Origin of the sequence: Allomuricauda ruestringensis DSM 13258 (assembly GCF_000224085.1) — a bacterium.
Classification (GTDB): domain Bacteria; phylum Bacteroidota; class Bacteroidia; order Flavobacteriales; family Flavobacteriaceae; genus Flagellimonas; species Flagellimonas ruestringensis.
Genome location: NC_015945.1, coordinates 2,763,126 through 2,782,142, shown reverse-complemented (window position 1 = coordinate 2,782,142; position 19,017 = coordinate 2,763,126). Strand labels below are relative to the sequence as shown.

Genomic DNA, 19,017 nt, shown 5'->3' with positions numbered 1-19,017 from the left:
CACTGTTTCCACGCCTTTATTCCCCGTAAAGTTGCCCAAATAGAAGCCGAAAGACAAGGAAAATATACCTTCGTGCCGGGGCAAGGGAATGGGCCAACTGTCCTTCCCATCGCATCAACAGCCAAGGTAATCCAAGCGTAGACCACTATTTTTTAAATGGGTAAACCCATAGTATATCATTCACCCATATACGCAAGACATATTTCAATACTTTCAGACCATTTTACAAAACATGCCCTTCACCTCCTTTGTTCACCTTAAACCCCTTGGTCAACAACCAAATCCCCAACACCAGTTCTAAAAGTGCCGTTGGAGCATTCATCATCAAATATTCCGGAGTGATTACCTCCACATATTCAAACAATAAAAACCCGCTAGCGGAAATGGACAACATGGTGCCAAACAAACCCCATAACGGAAGCCAGTCCGGTAACAAATCCGAACGAAGCAACATCCAATAAAGCATCAGGTTTCCCGTACCAAGGGCAAAGACCATAAAAACATGATTGGTTTGATCCCTGATTACCTTTAACATCTGGCCAACGGCCTGCCCGACCCCAACATTTCCACTTCCAAAAAGCTCCAATTCTTGCCCTAGGGCCAGAATGGCAAGCATGACCATGATACCAAAAATCAAAATACAACCGGCAATGATTCGAAAGCTTAAAAAGCCAAGGGCCAGATCCCTGTCTATTTTTTGCAAAATGGGAAATAAAAGAATCGCAAACCCCATATAAGTCAAAAACAGAATGAATTGGAACAGCGCACTAAGTTGTACTCCTATGGGATCAACAACCACATTGATCAGAAAATCCTCACTGTCCACGGCAGGGGCAATACTCAAGATTCCCACCACAAGGCCCAGTAAAATCAATAGCCCGGCCATGGTATCCCTACGATTAACAAATTTCATCATGTACGTATTTCATATAAATTTTTAGTTACTCCCGTGTCAGCACATGTGTTTTCCCGCCTTGGATAATGGCCAATTGACCATTTTCAGTGAAAAACCTGATCGCAATCCCCGCAGGTTCATATTTAAATTCACCTTTTGCAGTGGCTACCATCTTCATTTTTGCATCTCCTGGGGCTTGTACAAATAATTGTTTCCCTGATCTGGTAATCGATAATTTTACAGGAAAGGATTCACTGGAGTACACGCCAAGGTAGGCGTCCAATTCCTTAGCCCTAGGGTGGTACACCCTAAAGTCCGGGATATCATAGTGCTTACCGTAAAGCGCATTGACCATGGTGACCGTTATGGTGTTCAAGGTATAGTTCAATCCATTGGATAGGACAACAAAACCATACTTATCGTCCTCAAAATATCGCATAGCCCCAATAAAACCGTCAATCTCACCATTATGACCATAACTGACATGATCATTATAAGCTATCTTGAACAGTCCCATCCCAAAATTCTCCCGTATGGTCTTCATTTTGGACAGGCTTGCCTTGGACAATAGGCCACCCGTAAACAGGGCATCAGCAAAGACCAATAGGTCCGACGGGGTAGAAACAATACCCCCCGCTCCCAATCCAATGGAAGGATCTGTTTCCTCCATGAGTTTCCATCGGCCATCATACGTATAGGAACGGCTCTCCTTCTGGTTCCCATTCATAGGACCTCCAAAATACGTGTGGGCAAGTCCTAGCGGATCGATCAGTTGCTCCCACAAAATCGCTGCATAGGACTGCCCGTACACCTTTTCCAAAATAATGGAGAGCAATACATAATTGGAATTGCTGTACCCCCCTTTATCCCCCGGTTCAAACATACTTCCCCCTTGCGCTATGATGTTGACCATTTCCTCGGGGGATTTATGGGAAGTATGGTAACTAAGGTAGTTTTCCTTATCATCGGTAAAATTGAACACACCGCTTCGATGGCTCAATAATTGGGCAATGGTAATCTTTTCCGAATTTATTATCGAAGGAAAATACCCTTCAATGGTTCCATCCAGATCGAGCATCCCCTCCTCAATGGCCTTAAAAATCAGGACAGCGGTAAATACCTTGGAAATAGAACCGATCCCATAGCTTGTGTTTACATCCGGTTGTTGTTCCAATTCCAAATTGGAATATCCCACCTGCTTATCATAGACAACCTTGCCATCTTTTAGAATAGCCACGCTGCCCATGAACTTGTCATTGCTTTCCAAGGTATTGAAATAGGTATCCAACCTATTGATATCCATATCTTGTGCAAAGGTTCCATTAAAGAACATTCCCAAGAGCATAATTGCACAAAGCATCATAATTGGTTTATATGTGAACAATCGCATCTTACTAAATAGGTAACAGATCATTTTTTTAAACACCGTTTTATTTTTGAAAATTATTGGGAGGTTACTAAGGATTTTTGATTTATCCATTACATACCGGCCAATGGATAAAAGTCCTCTACCATACTTGATTTCATATTTCCATTTACTTTAAAAAGATTAAAAGCTCCTCCCCATACCTTGTCGGGTTTATCCAAGATTTGTTTGGTCATTTCCTTTAATGCCGGTACCGTTGCACCTAATTTGCCCAAGGCCTCCTCTATCGGCATCCAATACACTTCCTCATTTTTGGATGGCGGCACCAAGGTCCCACGGACATAATTGGCCACATAAAGTTGGCGTATATCAGCGGTAGGCTTAAAATCATAGGTATAGGTAAACAGTCCCCTTAGACCAATCCCGGAAATTTGAACACCATAGCTTCCCGCCATTTTATCAATAACCTCTTGTATGCTTTGCGGTTCTTTAAAATAAACTGCCGGGGTCATCCACCCGTACGGGGTTTTTCGGATTAGGATTTTATCCCCGTCCTTGACCACGGTCAAACGTATGATGGTTTGATTTACTGGTTCAGGTACTTGGGCACTGCTTCGAACAAATACTCCCAAAACCATTAAAAGCACAAACATCTTTTTTTTCATCATGATTATTTGAATTAGTTGCCAAACGGCAATGATTTAATACTTTCCAACATGCCATCAAGTCGATCCCGATTTAGGTACTGCCCCCTCTACAAATTAGTACATGGATATCCTTGGTATGACCAATGTCCCGAACAGGAATCGCATCCGATAGCAAAAAGTCAGCTTCCCTTCTCGCTACAATGGTTCCAAATTGCCCTTCCATACCTAAAAATTCAGCTGTATCGATTGTAGCCGCACGAAAGGCTTCCATAGGGGTCGATCCGGCAAACACCAGTTCTTCCAACTCATCATGCACAGCAAATCCGGGATATACATAACTGTCGCCAACATCGGTTCCCACTAAGATCCGTATCCCAGCGTCAAAGGCCTCCATGGTGATTTCCAATCCCATTCGGTAAAACTTTCGATAAGCTTCCCTTCCATATGCTGTGGAATCCAAGGCGACCACCCGATCAGCATCGGCATTCCAAGCATCCAAAAGCATGGTGAGGCTATATTGATTTCTGGCATCCTCAATAAAACTGGGGGCGTCATCAAATGTCTCCATTTTGCACTTCACGTGGGTGGGCACATACCATGTATCGTTCTTGACCATGATCTCAGAAATATCTGCTGTCCGATCCGGATCGTATAGACCGACTATCGCCTGCATCCATTCCGCTGAAGGGTCTTGGGACATGGCCAATTGCCGAAAGTCCTCGGCGTTAAAAAATCCTTCAAACAACAGATCACGTGCATGTTCCAAACTGCGCAATCCTTTACGGGACGCATCTGCCTCTGACCTACGAAGGGGAATGCGTCCACCAAGGACAATATCGCGAACTCCGGTTACCTCATTGGCGATAAAAAACGGTATCATACATTCCCTGTTAATAAAGGAGGGCATACGATTCCCTCGCTTAGGGGAATGCATATCCCTAAGACCCGGAAAAGGATATTTCCCTTGGGCACCAATGACCGTTTTAAAATCATTTACATCTACCCCATAGGAGTTCCTTACGGATTCGATGATTCCTTTTGAGTCCAAAATACTTTGGTCGGGACGCACCTCTTCCTTCTTGACATCCACTACATTGACGTGATCAATCAAATATCTTATTTCCGAAAAGAGGACATTTTGTCCACTCAAAGAATCAATATGGCCCATGGCTAATAAAAGTACAAGCAATATCGGTCTTGAATTGTTGAAAAAAAAAGTTTTCATACGTCTCTAATTAATAGTCGATGCTTAGAAGAGGTGGCCAACATTCAAGTATAACATCAACTGAAATTCAAGGTATTTCCACCCCAACAGAATTGGTGGAGGAAGTAGTAGACCCATCTCCCAATTGACCATAACTGTTGCTTCCTGCACTCCATAAGGTATTGTCCTCCCTATATAACATACTGTGAACACTACCGGCAGACAGTAGTTTGATATTCCCCATTATCTGTACTGGGGCAAAATTGGAAACTTCGGTGGTTCCAGAATGCAAAAGTCCATGTTCATTGTTGCCCAATCCCCATAAGGTTTGATCCTGATCCAATATCAGCGTATACACATATCCTGCGGATACCTTGGCAACACCGGCCATGATTTGTTTTGGTATGAGAACGTTTTCTGTTTCATTACCCCGCAATTGTCCAAATTCATTATGGCCCATACCCCACAAGGTCTTATCTGTTTTAATCACCAAACTGTGACTGTGCCCTGCCGAAACCATTAGCACATCGGACATCACTTGCTTAGGAGTAGGAATATGAACAAGGGTACCGTCACCCAACTGCCCATATCCGTTGAATCCGGTAACCCATAAGGTATTGTCCTCCTTTACGATCAAAGAATGGGCAGCCCCTGCAGCTATGGCCCTGACATCTGTCATTACTTGTTGACAATCAACATGTATGTTTCCCGAACCGCCATTGCCCAATTGTCCAAAAGAATTACTCCCAGTACTCCAAAGGGTGTTGTCTGTTTTTAAAATCAATGAATGTGCCTGTCCAGCCGCAATAGCCTGGACATCTGTCATGATTTGCTTGGGTACAAAGACATTTGTTTGGGTACCATCGCCCAGTTCACCCGACGTATTGCGACCGGTTGCCCACAAGGTATTATCGGTTTTTAGAATCAAAGTATGTCTTTCACCCGCTGCTACTGTTTTGACATCAGACATGATATGAACTGCCTTCAAATACCTGTCCTGACCGGAAACACCCAACTGGCCTTGGTAATTCCAACCGAATCCCCACAAGGTATTATCGGATTTTACCATCAAGGTATGATATCCTCCTGCTTCGATTTGTTTCAGGGGCAGGACCGCAAAGTCTTCACCACTGATCACTTCCTTTCCATCGACAGTGACACTGATTTTTCCTGTACTGGCCCCTTCAGGAACCACCACTACCAATGTGGTCTCAGAAGCCGATATGAGATTGGCAACCATACCGTTAATAAGAACTTCGTTCTCCGAAGCCGTAGCGCTGAAATGTTCACCTTCAATGGTGATTCCCTCACCAATAATTCCGCTTAAGGGCGAAAAACCACTGATGCTTGGTGGTTGGTTGACCGTAAACACTTCACTACTTGTGGTGGTCATGCCATTGACGGTCACCTTGATATTGCCCGTTGTGGCCCCTTCGGGCACGGTCACCACCAAAGCGGTTTCCGTGGCACTGGTCACTGTTGCTGAAGTACCGTTAAAAAGAACCTCATTGCCACTGGTGGTGGCATCAAAGTTTTCCCCCTCGATGGTCACCTGGTCCCCCACATAACCATTGTCCACAGAAAGAACGGTAATCTTCGGGGAAAACAACACGGTGAAATCGGTTAAACTGGTCCCAACCTCCCCATTAACGGTTACGGAGACCTTTCCAGTTGCTGCCCCCTCAGGTACGGTCACTATCAATTGGGTCTTCGTGGCCGTCTTTACGGTGGCCTTGATGTCATTGAACTTCACCGCGTTCCCACTGGCCGTGGTACTGAAATGTTTACCATTTATAGTGACCTCGTCCCCTACCTGACCACTGGTCGGGGCAAAATCACTAATTATAGGGACAACAGGTTGCCCACCATCTCCGTTATCATCCTTACTACAGGCTCCCAAAAAAATGAGGGAACAGACTAAAAAAACTGTTTTGAATTTTCTGATTATACATGTATTCATGTCCATTGATTGTTTAAATAAGGTTACGTATTTACTGTCGTTTTTTGATTATTTCATGATAGGTGCTCTCAATATCCTTGAGGCTGGGTTCCTGTTTCATCCATGAAACCCTGATTTTTTGGGATGCCATCCAACGGTACAACCAACTGACCCCCCATTTTCTATAGTAATGATCCGGGAGTTGATACAATGGGTCCTCCAAAGATTGATCAAGGTCTACAATATCGTAACCTTGCTGCTTTAACCGTATGATGATTTCTTCTAGGTAATCCGTGTTCAACCGATTGTCATGACAGAGATAGATATGGCTCATGGGGCGCCCATGCTCGGTTTGGGCAACGGTTTCAAAATGTTCCACCATCGCCATGGTCTTTTGCACATATGCTTCCCCAATGGCCTTGGCCTTTTCCAGCTCCCCTTGTTCGAGATAATATCGGTAAACCACATCGAACATCCAATCGGAACTTTCAATGGTAAAGGGTGTGATGACCATATTTCTGGACTCCATAAAGTCTCTCATCCGATGGTGTTGAAGGGAATCTTTCCCCATATCATTGAAGGGAAAGCGAAAATACCGAAGCTCTTTGTCATATTTGATGGCCAAGTCCCTGGACAGTTCCTCGCCTTTGACCACATCTGCCATAAAGGCCTCATACCCCACTTCGGAATACCTGGGATGGCTATAGGAATGGTTTCCAATTAAGGACTGTGCATTCGCTATCCATGCTTCCAATAATTTTTCGTTCTTGGCCCGGAATCGTGTCTTATATATTTTGTCCTCATTGATGAAAATGGTGAAGGGAACGTCAAGGGCGTCCAACATCAACAGCAGGTCCGAGCGGAATCCATTCTGCTCGTACATTTCGGTATTCGGGATATCGTCTATGGTGATGGAAATTGTTTTGTCCTGTGCTCTACCGTTTTGGAAAAAACATAGCATCAGTAGCATCAAAAGAAACTTGTCCTGAGCATAGCGAATACCTTGCACCACCAGGTTCCCTGAAATGGCCCGCTTAAAAAATAGTTTTGACCTTATGTTTTCATTCCCCATTTGTCCTTCTTTGTTTTTATCATTCTAACTTCATTTGCTCTATTGGATCCATTAGGACCGACTTCTTTTTTGTAGCCACCACGCCAGTCGGGTATCCTGTTTGTAATTATTCATCCTCGGTTTCGTCTCTGCCCTTTCAATGATGCCCTTGTTCAAATTGGATACAACGGACCATATGGTCCCAAAGCGCTCTTTTTTTAAATCCAGGCAGACACAACCATCGGATAAGATTGCTTTGGCCTTCTGTAGGTCCATACCATCCATGCCACCAAGCAATGTTTCCATTCCTTGATAGCGTTCGGCGCTTTTGCTCCAGGCTACTCCTTCTGCCTCGAACGCTTTCATCTCCGCACTTTGGAACTGATTGGTGATAAATAGATGCTGTTCTCCTGCTCCGGGCCTTCTCACAAAACTTCCTTGGGGACATGATTCCACAACGGCCAGCTCACCCATACGATCCGCAATGAGAAAATTACAGGCCGTAGAGATATTGGCCTGCTGAACAACTTCAATGGCCTGCTGGGTAACGCTACAGTTCTCCAACACCTTTCTGATAATAAAATGGAATCCAATTCCCGGCTGGACCTTCGTTCCATTGACAAAGGACATCGCAATGAACAGTCCTTTTTCATTGATCCCGTCCGATCGGCCTATAAATACATCGGATTGCCCGATATAGGCATACCTGTCCATTGGGGCAATCAATGAACTTTCGGTGAACTTTTTAAAGTCATAACGCATATCATAGTTGCGTCCAATAATAACATCCTCTTTGTTCCTACAGGCAAAAACACTGCACTGTCCCGTGGTATCAAAAACCCCAAGACTGAGTAAAAAGGCACCCAAAACTTCGGGTCGATCTTGTATCCCACATGCAAACCCCTCAATTTCTTCAATGACCTCGGGGTAGTATTCCCTTAGCATCTGATAGGATTTCAATCCAAAATCCATCTTTTCATTACTTATAATGGGTACACCAAAATTTACCTTTTCGTATAACAGTTTCCCATACTTGAAACCCATATCATAATACCTCCCATAAAGTCTTGGATGATACATCAGCTTTTATTTTGAATTATTAAACTTCTTCCCAATCGCGCTCTAATCTTTTCAATAATGTCAGCATCTACCCAGTAAATGTCCTGGTTTCTGGTAAAAAACAAATACTGACCATCCTTGGTCACAAAAGGACACAGTTCATGAAACCCGGTATTGATATCATCTCCCATGTTTACCGCTTTGGTCCAGTTGTCATGTTCATCTTTAAAGCTGATGTACAGATCGCCTTGCCCATAGCCATTGTCCCTTATCCCACAGAATAGTATATAAGAAGCGTCCGGAGCCACAAAGACATCGGCCTCATAGGCATTGGTGTTGATGGCCTCATCCAAAAGAATGGAGGGTTGGAAGTCGCCATCAACAACGCTGGAGGCATAAATATCAAAATCATGTTCCCGATGCACGGACGCATTAAAATTGGAAGAGAAATAAACGGTACCCCTTTCATCAAAGGACATATAGTATTCATCCCTATCCGTATTGATATTGGGTCCCACATTATAAACCTTTGTTTCCCAGTGCTTTTTCCCCCTTTTGATATACAACATATCATAATCACTTTTGGGCGGTTGGTCTTCACCCGAATAATTGGAAATAAAATAAAGTTGATCTTCGTCGGGAGAAAGAAATGGATCATTGTAACTCACAAGGCTATCCGACAAAAGGGCCACAGGTTTTGTCCATTCACCATTTTTAAGATAAGTGTAACGAATTTCAGATCTACCTTGGAGGTCGACCCCATAAAACAACTCCGTTCCCTCCTGATTGAAAACAGATCCAAACTCGGAGACATCTTTTTGGGAAATAACCCCAGGGGCGAATATTTTTGGGGTCATTGTTGGGCTATCTTGACCGAGATACGCCAAGACAGGTGGTCCAAAATAGGACAGTGAGGCAGCAAACATCAAGGGAACGACCACCACCAATATGACCAGCATCAAACGCTCCCGTTTCATTCGAGACCAAATTTACCTTGGGCATCCCCAATCAGTTTACCGGGATCATAGCCCAAGCCATTCTTGAATACCGTATTGACCTTATGGATTACCGAGGTATCGTTGACCAAGGACCCGTCCAAAATGACAAAGTCCGCCTTTTTCCCAACCGCTATCGAACCAATATCATTTCTTTCAAGTACCTTGGCCCCATTTCCGGTCATGACCTGGATTGCTTCCTCTGTTTTAAAACCAGCTTCGCGCAGCAACTCAAAATTTCGTTGATCCCCAAAACCGGGAACAATATGTCTACCGGCATCCACTCCACTGCACAAAAGACCGCCCATTTTGAAGTATTGTCGCTCAAAGGCCATGATACGTTTCAAACGCAACTCCCTGGTCATATCATCCCTATGTCGTTGAGCCTCTTTCAACCGCTCCTCATATTGACCGATCAAATAGGGGGACATGACCGATTTGGCTCGATCGTCCAAATAAATCCTACCGGGTACACTGGCCTCATATATCGATAGTGTGGATGTCAAAAACACCCCTTTATCGATCATTTGTTGTTGCAAGCTTGTGACTTTCGGGTCATTCATGTCCAATTGGTCCATATATTCCCTACCTCCCCCGGAAAGACCGTAAGCCTTATCGGTACGAAAATCGCTTGCGCTGTTCAATCCATGTTCGATGCCATCGATTCCAAAATTGGTGGCCTCTTCGAAGGTAACGGAACACAAATGTCCACGGACCTTTGCCCCGTTACTGTGCGCCATATCAATGATTACCTCAAGATCATCCGGGTCAACATTTCTATAGACCTTGATCCATTTAACACCCCTGTTCAACCAATAGCCCAGGGTATCCTTCAAATGCCCCCAATTCTTTGGTATGATCATGTTCGGATTTCCCCCGGGACCATTTACAAAAGGGGCGCTCGGGACAATATTGGGCCCTACTCTTTGCCCTCGCTCAATTTCATCGGACAGCAAAAGCTCTTTCCCGGCATCGGTGGCCCCACAGGTCTGTATGGTCGTCACCCCAGCGGCCAAATACAGTTTGGACGCAACTTCCCCAACGTCGGGAAAACCTGGAATATGAAGATGGTTGTGCATACCGACCAGGCCTGGAATGATCGTTTTCCCCCGCATGTTCATCACGATTGCATTTCTAGGGATGGTCACCTCATCATCATTTCCGATCAGGTGAAATTTTCCCGATCTGACAATAATCGTTTGCTCTTCCTTGGGAGGGGCTCCGGTACCATCAATAATCGTGGCATTGCGAAGTGCTAAAACCGAGTAATTATGCTTGATATAGTTCACGATACTATCGGCATATACGTCCCGAGTGGATTCCAATTGCCCATTCTGATATCGTTCCACTCCAGTGTCCGAATCAAAATCATATCCCAAAAGGGGTATGATAACCAATACAAGGACAATCCCTACCAATAACATTTTTTTGTTCATTACTTCTAATTTGCTTTATAGGTCAATGTTCGCCATAACTTCTCCTATGGATTGGGATAAGCAAAAGATTCGATATTGATGAGCAGAATGCCCAAAATGGCGACCCCCCGCAGAAAATCCAAGGAAGATATCCTATTCATAGTCGATGTGGGAGCAATCGTTCTGTTCATAGTTTATGTTGATGCAATGCACCCGGCACCGCCGTAAACAACGATAAATGCAGCATCAAAACCGGCAACAAAACTATAAAGGGCAGTATATACCAGGCTTGTAAAAAAGGGACATTTTAAGATCATCTTTGTTTCACTCCCCATCTCTTCATAGGAATTCAACAATACACGCAACACCGCCCTCTATAACCCTTTTGTATCGCTTCCAATGGTTAAAGCCAAAAATACCTTGATTAAGAATGACTGAAAATAGCATGTCATTCAAACCGTTAACATACCGTTAGCAATGAATAAAAGACCTTTTAAAGTAAGTTTTCAAACGCTATGGCCTCCCCCATAAATTGGCCAACTCAAGTACTCAACTTATAAAAATCGGTCGGACTAAACCCCGTAAATGTTTTGAAGTCATGGTTTAAATGTGATTGATCAAAATACCCATTGTTGTAAGCCGCTTCAGTGAGATTGGTCCAGTCTGGATTGGTCTTGATCACGGACTCAAAACGAACGATCCGGTTAAAGAGTTTGGGATTGAAGCCCGTACTGGCCTTAAATCGTCTTTTAAATTGTTTTTCCGACAGACAGAACTCTTGTGCCAATTCATTGATCCGTGTAGATCCTCCCTCATCTTTAATAATCTGTACGGCTTGGGCAATCAATTGATCCTCCCTCTGTCGTTTCCTTACCAATGACTTGAAAAAATCGGTCAAAATGGCAATGCGTTTTCCGGTAGTAGCGGCCAAAGCCATCTTCTCTGTAAGCTCCCTTCCTTCCAGTCCCAAGAAGGTTTCCAAGGTCAAAAACCCCATATACAATTCCGTAGCCGAAATATTAAAAAGCTTGGGGATGGCAAAGGAATGCAAGCAGACGCCTATCACATGGTAAAAACCATCCACCTTGAACTGTTGTGGCCGATGGGTCTGTCCCTGCACGACCGTGAACAAAAGGTCATCCTCCCGTTGATTTCCTTCAAAGGCAAAGGAGATTTCGGTAAGGCTATTGGCGACCACATAGTATATATCGTTGGGCGGTAGGTTCACATCCCAAGTCCCAACCCAGAAATAACTGATATAATTTCTCAACTCCGGGCAAGGCAAGATACGCTGATAGTCCATACCTTATTGTTTGGCCAATTGGTTATAGGATTCCACATTTTGTGAAAGTCGCAGTAAATGGTTAACAGCTGCCAGAAACAGGAATATAAACCCTACCATTAGCGGGGTTTTTCCCATCTCCACCATTTCGAGAACGGTAAAAGAGGACATCGGTACCAGAAAGAGGATGACCAATACGGCCATGCCTACCACCACCAGACCCCATAACGCAGGTCGAAGTGCTATTTGTATCAACGTGGGGCGTTCCGCTTTTCGGGAAGCCAGTTTTTTCATCAGCTCATCCGTGAACCCCTCTGAGGTGGCCATCTCACTTTGCATCATTATTTTTTTAAACACTTTGTCTTCCATTTGTATTTGATTTAGTATCCGTTACAATAGATCTTTGACATGATCTCCCAATAAATCCGTAAGGACTTCTTCCATATGGCCTCTTCCCCGGTGTAGGTCCACCTTGATCTTGGAATTGCCAAATCCGGTAATCTCATGAATTTCCGGGATAGTATACCCGCAAAGGTAATGGAGCCTGAGCACCAGGGCTTCATCCGGTCGTAACCGCTCCAAGGCCATTACAATATATTTTTTTCGATCCCCGTCTCGAATCTTGTCCGAATCGGGAGGATTCTCAATGCCTTTGCCCTCCAAAGTGAAATCATCCATTTCACGATATTTCCTTTCCTTTTTCAGGGCATTATAGGCCGTATTGACAACGATACGGTACAACCAACTGGAAAAGGCGGATTGGTGCTTAAAACTTCCTGCCTTTTCATAAACTTTGATAAAGGCGTCCTGCAGCACATCCTCGGCCTTGTCCCGATCTTTCATGATGGAATGGGCCAAGGAAAGGGAAAGGTCTTTGTACTTGTCAACAAGCTGAACAAAGGCCTTTTCGTCTCCCTCCTTGACCCTTTCGATCAATATGGCATCTATATCGTTATCCCTGATCGCCAAATTTGTTTCTTAAAAAGTGGGCCAGGATCATGCCCACGGCACCAAATATCAAAATGGTTCCCCACACCAAAAGGTCAGTGGTATTTTCGTCCAAGTCCATCGCACTGAACACAGAAGAAACCATTAAGCCAAGACCAATGCCCCCCAAAATGCATCCAAAGTCAATGAACATGATTTGCTTTGATTTTGTGGGCGATGCAAGCCCGTTCTCGATCATGGCCTTTTTGACCAGATAGGTATATCGTGCAATGATATAAGTGACCACTACCAATCCGGACATCAGGACTACGGCCCCTATGGCATCTTGAAAATCTTCCATACTATTATTTTTATTGCGTTTATATTATGCCCCAAGAAGGTACTAATTTTCCCATCCCGGGGCATCCTCTTTAGAATTGTGGCCCTAAGATTTGGGATATACCGGAAACCACCTGGATCATTTTGCCACTGTTGGTAAACAGTACCAATCCATAGTTCTTCTCTGGAACAAACATCACATAGGCCTGAAAATCATGATTGTTTCCCGTGTGCATATGCATGGTCATTTCAGGAGTTCGTTTTTGTGCAAATCCAAGTCCCCACCCCGTCTGACCGACCTGCTTACGCAAGGGATTGTCCTTATCAAAATGGGTATGCTCCTTAAGCATCTCATCAAAGGTCTCTGGCTTCAGGCCCTCTTCCTTTAACATGGCGATGACAAATTGCGCGTACTCCTTGGCCTCACTATGCAAACTGGAATAGGCACTAAAGACCCCATCATCCCAATATCCTTCTGAGGGTACTCTGTGCTTTGGCGTTCCATCCTCCTCATCATGGCCATATACCTTATGTTGGGCCACATAATTATCCCAAATAAAAGTAGAATGGGGCATCTTCAAAGGCTTGGTCACCTTCTTTTCAAAAAGTTTGTTCAAATCACTTTTAAAGCCGATGCCATGCTGTTTCCCAATAACCGCGGCCAAATATTGATAGGCCTCCCCGGAATACTCAAATCCGGTACCTGGCTTAAAGGCCAACTTCATCTTTTTGCCAAAAGCATGGTTAGGCATTCCAGTCTGATGGGCCAATACCATTCGTGCTGTAATCAACTTGGCATCCTCTTGGGATTCATCTGCAAAACCAGGATGTGGTAAATACTCGTAGAGTGGACGGTCGAGGTCCAATTTTCCCTCCTCCACCATTTTCAAGGCGAAATAGGCAAATATGGGTTTGGACAGGGAAGCTCCCTCAAAGATACTTTGGCCGTCCACAGGCTCTTTGGTCTCGATATTGGAGACCCCCAATGCATTGTGATAGACCAATGCATTGTCATTGATCACGGCAATGGAGAGACCAGGGACATCATATTGTTCCATAATCTTTTTGATGCCCTCGGTAAGTTCAGCGGGCGCAACACTTTTTCCATACATGGTATGTATCGTTTTCTGTTGTGCATAGCCATTTACACCTGAAAACAGGGTCAGGGTAAAAAGGAAAAAGGAAAATCGTTTTAATGTAACAGTAATCATTTCTATGTGATTTTAAATTGATAATTCGTCTTTTTTTGTGAATTCACATCCATAGGACAAGACGACTTTTGAAATGGTTACAAATCCCTTAAAAAAAAGAGGATATCTTGGAGCAATCCTTCTCCCTCCTATGTTTGATCCTTTAATGGCATTACAAAAAGGGGGGGATGATATGGAGATACTTCAAACCATAAACGATATTTTGCCCCCTAAAACACGATTAAGATGACAAACATTTTGGACAAGGGGGCAAGGATGCGGCGGCTTCAAATCACCCGTCCATCACATATAAAACCATTTATCGTTCAAAAACTCGATGATGCGTTGGGCACATCCAGAGGAAAAAAATACATCACTGTTACTGAACATGACCAGACCGTATCCCTTGCTCCTATAAAAATGGCAATACGCCCTAAAATCACCATTGTTTCCAGAGTGATAATAACGTATGGTCTCCCCCACCTGTTTCACTGGAAAAATCAAGCTTCGATGCATCTCGCCTTCTTCATTCGGCATATCCATTTGCAGGGACAACCACTGTTGTACAAATTCATCATTATACTTGTCCCTATCCATCAAATGAATCAAAAATTTGGCATAATCGGAAGCTGTGGTATGCAAGCTGTAGGCTGCGCCAAAGGTATTTTCCCCCTTCCGTAATGCTTTGGGGCCATTCTGTGTCGGAATCCCATCCCGATGTCCATAGGCTTTTTTTGACGCAAATACATCTTGCCATGTAAAACGCATCATTTCCAGTTCCAATGGTTGAACAACCGCTTCCTGGAACAGGTCATCCAGGCCAACCTCATCCACATTCAACACCCTTTTGAGTACATCCTTCAAGTACTGGTAAGCTTCCCCTGAGTATCCGAACTTGGACCCTGGATCAAACAAAAGTTTCAATTTCCCACCGGTATTTTCCCTCCAATTGGGCAAACCAGAAGTATGGCACAAAACCATTCGGGCTGTTATCCGTTTATAACGGACATCATCTGCCAAATCCTCGTTTGGCAAATAGTGGTAGAGCGGTCTATCCAGATCCAGCAACCCTTTCTTCACCTGCAACATCACAAAGTAGGCAAATACTGGTTTCGAAAGTGAGCATGCCTCAAAGAGTGTATTGGGTGTACACTCGTCTTGGGTGACAAGGTTTTTAAAACCAAACGCTCCTTCATAAACAATGGTATTGTTACGGACGATTGCTATGGAAAGGCCCGCCACCTGTAGTGAGTCCATTTGATGCCGTATAAATTCGTCGACGTCCGATTGCAATATCCGATTGCCTTTGATGGTTGGTATTTCATTCCGATTCACTTGCCCATAAACAAAGGAAACACCCAACACCAGTACAAAAATCAAGAACTTATGTTGCAATCTGCTCATTGTTTGATATAATCACTATTGTAGCCATCTGCTTTTGTCATGCGCACAAAACCTACCTCTCCATCCGTATTGTCCAAGAAGTCATAACGTATTTGATCATTGGCATCAATGAAGCTGTTTTCCGCCACAGGAACCAGTTTTAGCGAAGTGCCCATTGGTGCAATCAAATGAAGTTCTCCTGCGGTCACCTTAAATTCCAAAACTTCATTCCCACCTGTAAACGTTCCCGTAAAACGCGTCAAGCTAGAGGCATCCAATGTTATGGGGTCATATGCCACAGGTTGAAAAAAATCCCAGTCATATTCCCTGGCCACGGCACGGGTGATATAACTCATCAGTGACATCCCGTTATCACTGTTGGTCATAATGACCAGACCCTGATTATGCTTTGGGGAAGCGACCATATAACAGGTAAATCCAGAATTACTTCCCCAATGTTCGATGAGAACATCTTGACTTTCATCATGGCAGATCTTGGCAAACCCCAATCGTGTTGGGGACTTGGCAAATATGCTATCGGTCATTTGCTGTGAAAGAATGGTATTCGAACCCGATTGATGGTCCTTCAAGACGGTCGCTAAAAACTTTGCCAAATCGGTAGGGGTGGTCCAAATCCCTCCTGCTGCCTTATACGGAAATAACTTATAGGGATAGGGCTGTAAATCATTGGAGTAACCTGTGGCCATTTGTTGGGTCAACCTATCGGGGACTGGCTGTTCAAAAGAACTTTCGGTCATGCCACATGGTTCAAATATCAATTCGGTGAGTACCGTATTGAATTGCTTGTCGGTGACATCCTCAATTAATTTTTCCATAACGGAATACCCAGGATTTGAATACAGTTGTTTTTCTCCAGGAACGTATACCAAGGAAACAGCTGGATCCACAGAGGGGTACGCTCCCGTCAACATTTGCGTAATGGTGGGAAGGGCTTCATCGGGATAGAAGGACGATTGGACATATCGGTCAAAACCGGCGGTATGCCCCATGAGTCGCTTAAGGGTCACTTTCTCCTGCGCGGTAAATTCATTCTCGGGTACCTTCCAACCCTCGAGGTAATTATTGACATTTTCGTTCAAGTTCAGGGTACCCAACTCGACCAAGCGCAAGGCCGCCATAGCGGTCACAGGCTTGCTTAACGAAGCGCCATTAAACACCGTATGTGGTGTAACCGCTGTGGAATCTTCAAGTTGGGAATATCCATAGGTCCCTTGCCAGGCAATCTTTCCATTATCAACGAAGGCTATACTGACTCCTGCAATACGATCTGCTTGCATGATTTGTTGGATAGATTTTTTATATGTACTCCCGGTCAGGTAATGAACAGGGACCAAGTTTTTCTCTATATGTTCAATTGGTGCTACAGAATCGCCATGCCCTCCTATGGCTGTTGTTTCTGCATTCTTTCTATCCTTACATGCTGAAAGGATGACCAGAAGGAATAAAACTATTTTTTTCATGCGTTACTATTTAAGGGGTTGTTTAAAACCGTTCTCATCGATAATTTCAAAATGCGATTGGTCCAATTCATCCACGTAGATCTTTATCCGTTCATTTCCTTTTGAATCATAAATAAACAAGCCGGTATTCTTGTTTTCTTCACGACCCAGAAACATTCTGTACACATTAATTTCGGAGTCCAGGTGTTTTTTGAATTTCAAATATTCAGTGTCTTTTTCCTTTTTTGTCATTGATTTCGTCCTCTCAAGAAACTGATTATATAATTTTTCAACCCGTATGGAGTCAGACCGTTCCCTAAAGAACATTCCATACCACCTTTTCCACTCGCCCCCTTCCAGGTACTCATCTTTCATAATGGCCATTATTTGGTCATTCTTTTGTTGATCAAAGGTGATACCTGCAAAATTCTCTTCATCAGTTCCATCATAATAGATACCTCCTACTTCATCCCCAACGCGATTAAAGAATATGATTCCCGGCAAATCCCTTTTTGAGCCTGGGTTATGTGGAATACCATGGGTAGTGGCCAAGGCTTGTCTTTCAGGATTGCTGATCGAGATATATAAATTCTTATCAGGTCCTATGATGCTCAACCTTTCTGCCTGAATTTCTTTGAATGTTTCCACATTCTTGACCTGTCTGTCATAAAAGTAAAAGCAGGTCAAAACAATCAGAAAAGCGAAGTTGATTATTGGAAGCTGTTTTTTCATTTTTCCAAATACTTTTTTGTTCTCTCGTACAAATGTTTTAAATCATTTTTGTGCGAAGCATCCCGGTGCTTGTCCAATAGAAAAAGTCCAGAGGACATCAATGAATTTCCCGTAAAATTCCGTTGCACAAATACGAGCTTGGTTGCAGGGTCTATCAAAAGATATTGCCCGCCATAGCCATCTGCCCAAATCAGGTTTTCATCCGTATCAAGCCACCACAAATATCCGTAAGCGTCCAATGGAGCCTTGTCCAAATTAAAGTCAGCTAATTTTGTATATGGCTTCAAGCTTTCATCCATCCATTCGGCAGATATAATTTGCTTGTTTTCATAATTTCCGTTTTGGGCAACCAGAGTGCCTATTTTAGCCAAATCCCTTGCACTCATATATATCCAATAGACCGGATAATCGGATAAGGATTTGTTGGGGATGGGCCAAGGACTGTCATAAACCACATTTGAGGCAGAAAAATCTTGCATTCCCATAGGTTTGGCTAAATGTTCTTCCATAAATTCACCGATTGATTTCCCTGTTTTTTGTTCAAGGATGGCCCCCAAAACATTGAAATCGAAATTATTGTAAAAGAAAAACTCTCCTGGTCTGTATTGCTCCCGTTTTGGGCGATTGTCCCTGGCATAGTCCACTTCTGCCTCTGCCTGAAGATACACTCCGGAACGTGCCATGAGTAAATCTCTGATTGTCGCTGTTTTTTCCTGTTCTGTCAAAGGTGTTTTGCTTTCATCAATACCCAAACTCCCCAAACTTTCATCCAATTGCAACATCCCTTTTTCTTTTGCAATTCCAATCAAGAGACTCATAATGCTTTTTCTTGCAGAATGGAGGTTGATCAATTTTTTTGTGTCCCCTTTTTCAAAAATTATTTCGTTGTTCTTTAGCGCAATGACAACTTCTGTTTTTGTGGCCGTGTCCTGTGCAAATTTCCTCAACTCTTCTTGAAACGATTTTGACAGTACGTTGGATTTCTTAAGTGCCTTGGCATACGAATTTTGTGAATGTCCAACCCTTGGTATAAGACTGTAGATCACAAAGGCCACGATCAAAAACAATAGGGCCAATAGGATCTTTTTAAGTATTTTCTTAGATTTCATTTAAACTCATTTTTCGGTTTGATG

General features: G+C 43.6%; 19 protein-coding genes. All 19 read right to left on the bottom strand.

The genetic code is table 11. The features are described from left to right. Window positions 1–223: 223 nt before the first annotated feature. Window positions 224–916: a DUF4386 domain-containing protein gene (locus MURRU_RS12485; RefSeq protein ID WP_014033834.1), complete on the bottom strand. Its 693-nt coding sequence runs from the start codon at window positions 914–916 to the stop codon at window positions 224–226. A 25-nt stretch (window positions 917–941) separates the two neighbouring features. Further along, a complete protein-coding gene (locus MURRU_RS12480) occupies window positions 942–2,285 on the bottom strand; it encodes a serine hydrolase domain-containing protein (protein ID WP_187289847.1) in 1,344 nt (447 codons plus the stop codon). Window positions 2,286–2,374: 89 nt separating this feature from the next. Further along, window positions 2,375–2,929, bottom strand: coding sequence for an NUDIX hydrolase (locus MURRU_RS12475; RefSeq protein WP_014033832.1), 555 nt, complete (start codon window positions 2,927–2,929; stop codon window positions 2,375–2,377). 70 nt (window positions 2,930–2,999) lie between these two features. Next, on the bottom strand, window positions 3,000–4,133 hold the full coding sequence (locus MURRU_RS12470) for an amidohydrolase family protein (RefSeq protein ID WP_014033831.1): 1,134 nt from the start codon (window positions 4,131–4,133) through the stop codon (window positions 3,000–3,002). A gap of 67 nt (window positions 4,134–4,200) precedes the next feature. Further along, window positions 4,201–6,072, bottom strand: a complete 1,872-nt coding sequence (locus MURRU_RS17405) for an RCC1 domain-containing protein (protein ID WP_014033830.1) — start codon at window positions 6,070–6,072, stop codon at window positions 4,201–4,203. A gap of 31 nt (window positions 6,073–6,103) precedes the next feature. Then, window positions 6,104–7,123 carry a polysaccharide deacetylase family protein gene (locus MURRU_RS12460; RefSeq protein WP_014033829.1) on the bottom strand — a complete coding sequence of 340 codons (1,020 nt, stop codon included), beginning with the start codon at window positions 7,121–7,123 and terminating at the stop codon, window positions 6,104–6,106. Between the two features lie 51 nt (window positions 7,124–7,174). Further along, window positions 7,175–8,182, bottom strand: coding sequence for a C45 family autoproteolytic acyltransferase/hydolase (locus tag MURRU_RS12455; protein ID WP_014033828.1), 1,008 nt, complete (start codon window positions 8,180–8,182; stop codon window positions 7,175–7,177). Then, window positions 8,182–9,138, bottom strand: a complete 957-nt coding sequence (locus tag MURRU_RS12450; RefSeq protein ID WP_014033827.1) for a PD40 domain-containing protein — start codon at window positions 9,136–9,138, stop codon at window positions 8,182–8,184. The genes MURRU_RS12455 and MURRU_RS12450 overlap by 1 nt, the downstream gene beginning before the upstream one ends. Then, window positions 9,135–10,592 carry an amidohydrolase family protein gene (locus MURRU_RS12445; protein WP_014033826.1) on the bottom strand — a complete coding sequence of 486 codons (1,458 nt, stop codon included), beginning with the start codon at window positions 10,590–10,592 and terminating at the stop codon, window positions 9,135–9,137. Before MURRU_RS12445 ends, MURRU_RS12450 begins: the two co-directional genes overlap by 4 nt. Before the next feature lie 44 nt (window positions 10,593–10,636). Beyond that, the gene (locus tag MURRU_RS18165; protein WP_281023837.1) at window positions 10,637–10,762 is read right to left on the bottom strand and encodes a hypothetical protein; all 126 of its coding nucleotides are present in this window, start codon (window positions 10,760–10,762) and stop codon (window positions 10,637–10,639) included. 350 nt (window positions 10,763–11,112) lie between these two features. Beyond that, window positions 11,113–11,874, bottom strand: coding sequence for a helix-turn-helix domain-containing protein (locus MURRU_RS12440; protein WP_014033825.1), 762 nt, complete (start codon window positions 11,872–11,874; stop codon window positions 11,113–11,115). A 3-nt stretch (window positions 11,875–11,877) separates the two neighbouring features. Beyond that, window positions 11,878–12,222, bottom strand: coding sequence for a hypothetical protein (locus tag MURRU_RS12435; RefSeq protein ID WP_014033824.1), 345 nt, complete (start codon window positions 12,220–12,222; stop codon window positions 11,878–11,880). 21 nt (window positions 12,223–12,243) lie between these two features. Further along, window positions 12,244–12,822: an RNA polymerase sigma factor gene (locus tag MURRU_RS12430; protein WP_014033823.1), complete on the bottom strand. Its 579-nt coding sequence runs from the start codon at window positions 12,820–12,822 to the stop codon at window positions 12,244–12,246. Further along, the gene (locus MURRU_RS12425; RefSeq protein WP_014033822.1) at window positions 12,806–13,141 is read right to left on the bottom strand and encodes a hypothetical protein; all 336 of its coding nucleotides are present in this window, start codon (window positions 13,139–13,141) and stop codon (window positions 12,806–12,808) included. Before MURRU_RS12425 ends, MURRU_RS12430 begins: the two co-directional genes overlap by 17 nt. Before the next feature lie 70 nt (window positions 13,142–13,211). Continuing rightward, complete coding sequence (locus MURRU_RS12420) at window positions 13,212–14,330, bottom strand: serine hydrolase domain-containing protein (RefSeq protein WP_014033821.1); 1,119 nt, start codon at window positions 14,328–14,330, stop codon at window positions 13,212–13,214. Between the two features lie 282 nt (window positions 14,331–14,612). Further along, window positions 14,613–15,713 (bottom strand): serine hydrolase domain-containing protein, encoded by a 1,101-nt coding sequence (locus MURRU_RS12415; protein WP_014033820.1) that lies wholly within the window; start codon window positions 15,711–15,713, stop codon window positions 14,613–14,615. Continuing rightward, window positions 15,710–17,173: a serine hydrolase domain-containing protein gene (locus MURRU_RS12410; protein WP_014033819.1), complete on the bottom strand. Its 1,464-nt coding sequence runs from the start codon at window positions 17,171–17,173 to the stop codon at window positions 15,710–15,712. The genes MURRU_RS12415 and MURRU_RS12410 overlap by 4 nt, the downstream gene beginning before the upstream one ends. Before the next feature lie 6 nt (window positions 17,174–17,179). After that, window positions 17,180–17,884: a hypothetical protein gene (locus MURRU_RS12405; RefSeq protein WP_014033818.1), complete on the bottom strand. Its 705-nt coding sequence runs from the start codon at window positions 17,882–17,884 to the stop codon at window positions 17,180–17,182. Then, a complete protein-coding gene (locus tag MURRU_RS12400) occupies window positions 17,881–18,993 on the bottom strand; it encodes a serine hydrolase domain-containing protein (RefSeq protein WP_014033817.1) in 1,113 nt (370 codons plus the stop codon). Before MURRU_RS12400 ends, MURRU_RS12405 begins: the two co-directional genes overlap by 4 nt. Between the last annotated feature and the right edge of the window lie 24 nt (window positions 18,994–19,017).